The sequence below is a fragment of the Halanaerobium sp. genome, from assembly GCF_003070835.1.
The window spans coordinates 1-7368 of sequence record NZ_QBLR01000169.1 but is presented as its reverse complement, the minus strand read 5'-3'; the positions used below and the strand labels follow the sequence as shown (position 1 = coordinate 7368).

At 30.1% G+C, this 7368-nt stretch carries 6 protein-coding genes; all 6 read left to right on the top strand.

Features of this window, described 5'->3' with window-relative positions; translation table 11 throughout:
- Positions 1-31 precede the first annotated feature (31 nt).
- Positions 32-238: a hypothetical protein gene (locus tag CI949_RS20980; RefSeq protein ID WP_365941706.1), complete on the top strand. Its 207-nt coding sequence runs from the start codon at positions 32-34 to the stop codon at positions 236-238.
- Between the two features lie 168 nt (positions 239-406).
- Positions 407-2344 carry an ATP-dependent endonuclease gene (locus CI949_RS14250; RefSeq protein WP_290767504.1) on the top strand — a complete coding sequence of 646 codons (1938 nt, stop codon included), beginning with the start codon at positions 407-409 and terminating at the stop codon, positions 2342-2344.
- Between the two features lie 462 nt (positions 2345-2806).
- Positions 2807-3109, top strand: a complete 303-nt coding sequence (locus CI949_RS14245) for a hypothetical protein (protein WP_108137532.1) — start codon at positions 2807-2809, stop codon at positions 3107-3109.
- Positions 3110-3234: 125 nt separating this feature from the next.
- A complete protein-coding gene (locus tag CI949_RS14240) occupies positions 3235-5331 on the top strand; it encodes a class I SAM-dependent DNA methyltransferase (RefSeq protein ID WP_108137534.1) in 2097 nt (698 codons plus the stop codon).
- A 5-nt stretch (positions 5332-5336) separates the two neighbouring features.
- Positions 5337-6788 carry a restriction endonuclease subunit S gene (locus tag CI949_RS14235; protein WP_290767501.1) on the top strand — a complete coding sequence of 484 codons (1452 nt, stop codon included), beginning with the start codon at positions 5337-5339 and terminating at the stop codon, positions 6786-6788.
- The coding region (locus CI949_RS14230; protein ID WP_290767499.1) for a type I restriction endonuclease at positions 6730-7368 on the top strand (639 nt) is incomplete at its 3' end. The genes CI949_RS14235 and CI949_RS14230, both read left to right, overlap by 59 nt.

The following is a 7368-nucleotide window of genomic DNA, read 5'->3' as shown; positions in this document are numbered from 1 at the left end:
CAATGCTACAACCAGTGTAGCGGGTGCATAAATAGCAATAGAATTAAAATTTTGTAAAAACAAAAACAAAAGCAAAAGATTGGTAGATGAGATAAATGCTGATATACAGTCATATAAAAAGAAATATAATAATCTGATATTTTTAATATATGATTTAGGGAATATAAGAGATGAAGTTGAGTTCAAGAATGATCTAGACAATAAAGATAATACATCAGTTATTATTGTTAAACACTAATAAATATTATATAAAACATTGTAACTTCGCCTAAAATGAGATTGTTGTCATGACTCCTGTCATAAAGCTTGTATGATAAACAATCACGGATACGAACCATGTCCTGAGGGAATCAGATACGAGAGCAAATCCCAGAAGAGTTATTTGCTATGCTAAGAGGAGGATATCATGAAAATAGAAAATATAATTATTAAAAATTATCGTTCTTTAAAGAGTATTGAAATTAATCCACAAGGTATATTGGCACTTGTTGGACAAAATAATAGTGGGAAATCTAATATTCTTAAAGCTTTACAATTGTTTTTTGAATCATCCACAAAATATGTTGATGATGAATGTTTCTATGATCATAAAACTTCAAATCCTATTAAAATATTAATTTCATTTTCTAATTTAACGCCTTGGGAAATTGATCAATTTAAACCATGGATGAATGATAAAAAACTAATTATTGAAAAAGAAGTAGTAAAACAAAGTGAAGGAAGTTACATTTTCAATAACTACGCAATATTAAAAGTTCCAGAAATTGAATGGTTGCAAAAGAATAAAATTAATGGTAAATCTATTACAAAATGGTGGAAAAATAAAGAAGAACTTAAAACTAATGAGTTAAATTTTATTGATTATATTGGTACGACTAAACCAAATGTTGGTGATTGGAAAGAAGCAGCAAAAGACTTTATAAAAGATCATGATGAAGAAATTAAGTGGAAAGAAGTTAAGGTAAGTAATCCTAAAGGTTACTCTGGAGTACTAAAAGGTTCATTGCCAGAATTTATATACATACCTGCAGTTAGAGATATAACTGATGAAACTAAGGTTGCAAAAACTAATCCGTTTGGACAATTAATAAATTCGGTTTTAGAAAAAATATCTGAAGAAAGAAAAAAATTAATATCTACCAAATTATCAGAAATTGAAAGTATATTAAATAGAGGCGAAAATGATGAAAGAATAGAAGAGATTAAAAGTATTGAAACTAAATTAAATAAACTTCTTGATGAAATAATGGATTGTGACGTTGAGATAGAAATGGATATGCCCAAAATAAATGATGTATTTGGTGGAGCAAAATTATATGCAAATGATGGTATTAGAACTGCCATCGAAACAAAAGGACACGGTCTACAAAGAGCAATGATCTTTACAATTTTAAGAGCATATTCTGAATTTGCGAACTTGCAAACGGCTGGTGAAAAAGCATCTGAAAAAAGTGTTTTATTTGCAATTGAAGAGCCAGAATTATATTTGCATCCACAAGCTCAAAGAACTCTTATGTCAGTAATCAGAGAAATTGCAAGTGGCAAAGATCAGGTTATATATACTACTCATTCAAGTTTATTTGTTAATATTAGTTTTTTTGATGAAATTTGTATAATGCGTAAAAAAACAAAACAAAGAAAAACTTTTAGTAATCCTACCCAACTTCTTATTAAACAATTAAAAGATGATTTAAAAGTAAGAAAAGGAGTTTCTGCTAGTGAAATAGGTATACGTGAACAATATTCTCATGTATTTAATCCTATGATCAATGAAGGATTTTTTGCTAATAAAGTAGTTATTGTTGAAGGTCCTTCAGAACAATATTTGTTACCAATTGTGGCAGATACTGTAGACTATAATTTAGATAAGAATAATGTCTCTGTAATTCATGCTGATGGTAAGGGACAAATGGATCGTCTTTTAAGAATATTTAATGGGTTTAAAATACCAACTTTTTTATGGTTTGATGGTGATAAGAATAATAATGATAGTGCAACAAAAGAAAAGACTCTAGAGTTATTAAAATTAGTAGATAATGAAAAAAGTAGTATTGATGAAGTTGAAACAGAAATTGAAGCAACCCATGCAGTTCTAGAAGATAATCTTGAAAAAACTATACAAAAAGAAATAACTTACTTTAATTATGACTCATTAATTGATGAAGCAACTGAATCATTAGGACCAACGGGAAAGCCTTTGAAAAATAGATTTATAGCAACAAAATTAAAAGAAGCTGTCGAATCAGGTCAATCACCTCATGACATTATACCAGATACTATTATTAACATTTTAGAAAGTATTAAAGAATTGAAATATGAAAACTCAATTTTAGAAGAACTATAGATTTGTGAATCCGCACAGAGTATAACATGTGATTTAAAATTTTGCTGACCTCCAATAAAAACCCAGGAATATTCGAGGAGATACATTTTTCAATACTATATAAGTTGGATGTATATTAGTTATGAATGATAATATTTCGTAGAAATCTTATGCTAAGAGACAGTTTCTTCTTCATCCCGAAAAAAAGCTTTTTATTGGCATATAAACTTATTCTAAGTAATAGTCTAGTATCTTATATTGGTTTTTTATAAAACAAGATAAAAGGTTTTTCTCGTGACTGAAGTAACTAGAAACCATTTCATGTTTGATGATCTGTAAAAAACCTGGGCACTATATTTAAAGAACTTAATTGCGGGCTTTGTTACAAATAATTTAATTTTATTGTTATGGTTGATTTTGAAAGTTATCAATGGGAATATACATACTATTATTATTAATAATCTTTACTAGGAGTTGAGATAAATGAGCATAAATTATCAAGTTGGAAATCATTATACAGCAAAGTCATATAGAGAAAGTGGCTTTAATTTCCCAGAAGATGAATATAAATTGAAGATAATTAGAGAAGGTTTTCCAAAAGATTTTGTTAATGATGAAGATGAGTTAGTTATTGCAGAAGAACAATGGCTGGAAGGATTAGAGGGCAGTGATCAATACAAGACAGACTTAGATGGTAACTGGTATTATTTTGAGTTTCCCATTAATGATGAGGGAATTGATTATATGTGGATTCCTGAATCAGTAGTCATAGAAGTTTTTGAGTGATTTAATTATCTATGACAATACGTTGTTAGTCCTTAAAGCTAGAATAATTATAGCAAACTAATCTAAAATGATTTAGTTATAGAAATAAATTAAATGTTAATTTTAAACGGGAGGCAATTAATATAATGAACAATTTTGGAGAAAAAGTAAATTTCATTTGGAATATAGCAAATTTATTAAGAGGTCCATACAAACCAGAAAAATATGGAGACATAATACTACCTCTTTCAGTTTTAAGACGCTTCGACTGCATTTTAGAACCGACTAAAGACAAAGTTTTAGAGAAAGCAAAGGAAGTAGATATCCCTGAACTGTTGAATGCAGCAGCAGGATTTAAATTTCACAACAAAAGTAAATATGATTTTGAAAAACTGCTTGATGATCCAGATAATATAGCAGAAAATTTAAGAGCATATATCAGAGGTTTTAGTGCTAACATTAGAGAGATTATGGAAAACTTTGATTTTGATAAAGAGATAACTAAACTTAACTCAAATAATCTGCTCTTTCTCGTGGTTAAAGAGTTTAATAAATTAGATTTACATCCTGAGAAAGTATCCAATCAGGAAATGGGTTACATATTTGAAGAATTAATTAGAAGATTTTCTGAAAATGCTGAAGCTGGTGATCACTATACACCACGAGAAGTAATAGAATTAATGGTCAATATTATTTTTAATGGTGAAGAAGATGAGCTGACTAATCCAGGTAATATTTCTACTATAGGAGATTTTGCCTGCGGAACTGGTGGTATGCTTTCAGTAGCTGAGAACTACATTCACGAGATGAATCCTAATGCTGAGGTTGCCTTATATGGTCAGGAGATTAATGATCAGTCCTATGCTATCTGTAAAGCAGATATGTTGATTAAAGGTGAAGGAGAAAATGCTGATAACATTGCTTTAGGAAACTCTTTAACCAATGATTTACATAAAGGTTTACGGGTTAGATATGGTTTAATGAATCCTCCCTTTGGTGTCAGCTGGAGGAAAGACAGCAAGGAAGTAAAAAAAGAGCACAAGAATCAGGGCTTTGATGGTAGATTTGGTGCTGGTACACCAAGAACTTCTGATGGATCTCTTCTCTTCCTGCAGCACATGCTTTCTAAGATGAAGACTGATAAAAAAGGTAGTAGAATGGCTATTATCTTTAATGGTTCTCCTCTCTTTACTGGTGATGCCAATAGCGGTGAGAGTGAAATCAGACGCTGGATAATAGAGAATGATTTATTGGAGGGTATTATTGCTCTGCCAGAAGAATTATTTTACAACACTGGGATCGCTACTTATATCTGGGTTTTATCCAACAGAAAAAATGATGATTTAGAAAAAGGACCAGTTAGAAAAGATAAGATTCAGCTGGTTGATGCCACTAGTTTTTATAAAAAAATGAGAAAATCTTTGGGTGCCAAAAGAAACAAAATTTCTAAGCAGCAGATAAATAGAATAACTGAAATCTATGGTGCTTTCCAGGAAAATGAATACTCTAAAATATTTAATAAAGAGGAATTTGGTTATCTTAAAGTTCGAATTGAAAGACCACTTAAATTAAACTTCAAAATTACTGAAGAGAGAATTGAAAATATTTATGCTGAAAATACTTTCTCCAAATTATTTGATGAAGAAAAATATAAAAAGCTGAAGAAATTATCTGAAGCACCTGAGTTTAAGTCTAAGGATAAAAAGAAACTTGAAAAACTTGAAGAAGGAAAGAAATTACAGGAGAAAATTTTAAATAGATTGAGAGAACATACTGATCAGAAAAAAGTCTGGAAAAACAGAAAAGAATTTAAAGAAGTACTGAAAGATATTTTAGGTGATTTAGATTTAAAGCGGTCCTTAATGAAAGCTGTAAGAAATGGACTTGCCAAAAGAGATGAAAATGCTGATTACTGCAAAAAGCGAGGTAAGATAGAATCAGATACAGATCTTCGTGATTATGAGAGAATTCCCTTCAGTCATAAAGTAGAAGAATATAAACAGGATTATTCTGATTTTGTGGAGAAAGAAAAAGATAATATTACAGCTTATTTTGAAAATGAAGTTAAGCCACATGTGCCAGAAGCCTGGGTTGATTACTCTTATACCAGAGTTGGGTATGAGATTCCTTTTACCAGATATTTTTACGAGTTTGAAGAGTTAGAGCCTTCTCATGAGATTAAAGAAGATATAGAAAAGCTGGAAGCAGAAATCAATGAGATTATGCAGAAAGTTTTAGGGTAGTGGTTATGATGAGAGAATATAAGAGATATGATGAGTATAAGGATAGTGGTGTTGAATGGATAGGTACGATTCCTAATGAGTGGGATGTTGAAAGATTTAGAACCTTAACCAAGAATATTCAAAATGGAAAATGGGGAGAAGAAGCTCAAAACAATAGTGATGATATATATTGTGTAAGAGTTGCTGATTATAATAGAGAGAAAAATATAGTTGAAGATCAAGAATTCACCATTAGGAATTTAGATAAATCAAGTAGAGAAGAACTATTATTAGAAAAGGATGACTTATTACTTGAAAAATCTGGTGGTGGTGATAAACAACCTGTTGGATTTGTTGCACAATATAAATCTGAAAAACCAGCCATTTATGCTAATTTCATGGCTAAGATAGAGCCAAGAAAAGAATATATAAAAACTGATTATTTAAAGCATGTGAATATTTCTATTTATCAAAAAAGAGAAATTCTAAAAGTAATTAATCAAACTACAGGTATTCAAAATTTAGATACAAAAAGATATTTAGAGATTGAATCTCCTTTACCTTCCAAAAGTGAACAACAAAAAATAGCATCATTTCTCGACAAAAAAACAGCTGAAATAGATGAGATAATAAACAAAAAAGAAATTCTTATAGACCATCTAGAAAAATATAAAAAGTCAGTTATAACTGAAGCTGTTACTAAAGGCAAATTAGGAGATAAATACATCAATGAAGATGGAGAATTAGTTGATGAGATAAAGATGAAAGATAGTGGGATTGAATGGATAGGCGAAATACCTAAATTTATTGATGCAGTAAAAATAAAGAGGTTGACCCAGATAAAAAGAGGAGCTTCACCAAGACCAATTGATAACCCAATATACTTTGATGATAATGGGAAATATTCCTGGGTAAGAATTTCTGATGTAACTAGATCTGATGATTACTTATTAGAAACAGAACAGACTCTATCTAAGCTAGGTGCATCTAAGAGTGTGAAGATGGATGAAGGAGATATATTCCTAAGTATTGCTGCTACAGTTGGTAAGCCTATTATAACAAAAATCAAATGCTGCATCCATGATGGGTTTGTGTATTTTCCTGAATATAACGAAAATAAAAAATTTCTATTTTATATCTTTAAAAGTGAACAACCATATAGGGGTTTAGGTAAGCATGGAACTCAAATCAATTTAAACACTACAATTGTGGGAGATATTAAAATTCCTTATTTCAAAAAAAGTAGTCAAGAAAAAATAGCAAACTATCTTGATCAAAAAACAACACAAATAAACAACCTCATCAATAAAACCAAACAATCCACAGAAAAATATAAAAAATATAAAAGATCTCTAATCTTTGAGGCTGTTACTGGAAAGATAGACTTACGAGATTATGAATTAGAAGGGGGAGAAGAACTTGCTGAGCACAATTACTCCAGCGAAACTAAAAGAGAACGCCTTTCAGCAGTTGATTAAAGAATATCTGATTAATGAGAATAATTATCTTGAGAGTAGTAACTTAAACTATGACAAATATCATGCTTTAGATACAGAAATGTTATTTGAATTCCTGGAAACAACTCAGTCAAAGACCATGAAGGAACTAAAAAATATTTATGGAGCTGAGTATAAACAGAAAATAGTTAAGAGGTTAAATGAAGAGCTAGCCAGGAGAAGTATGATTGATGTTATCAAACATGGTATTAAAGATTATGGTAAGAAATTGGACTTAGCATATTTTAAGCCTCCGACAGACTTTAATGAAAAACTAAATAAACTGTACAATCAGAACATCTTCTCCGTGATCGATGAACTAAATTATCAGGATAAGAAAAGAATTGATGTTGTGCTTTTCCTAAATGGTTTACCTATCATAACAATGGAATTAAAAAATCAGGATACAGGTCAGGATTATAAGAACGCTATCTATCAATATAAACATACTAGATCTCCCAATGAAAAATTATTTAGATTTAAGCAGCGTTCAATAGTAAACTTTGCTGTTGATAAAGATGAAGTCTATATGACAACTGAACTTAATGGAAAAGATACTTTC

Excerpts from the sequence above, each read along its gene's own strand:
- CI949_RS14250 (WP_290767504.1), top strand. The coding sequence starts at position 407 with ATGAAAATAGAAAATATAATTATTAAAAATTATCGTTCTTTAAAGAGT.
- CI949_RS14245 (WP_108137532.1), top strand. The coding sequence starts at position 2,807 with ATGAGCATAAATTATCAAGTTGGAAATCATTATACAGCAAAGTCATAT.
- CI949_RS14240 (WP_108137534.1), top strand. The coding sequence starts at position 3,235 with ATGAACAATTTTGGAGAAAAAGTAAATTTCATTTGGAATATAGCAAAT.
- CI949_RS14235 (WP_290767501.1), top strand. The coding sequence starts at position 5,337 with ATGATGAGAGAATATAAGAGATATGATGAGTATAAGGATAGTGGTGTT.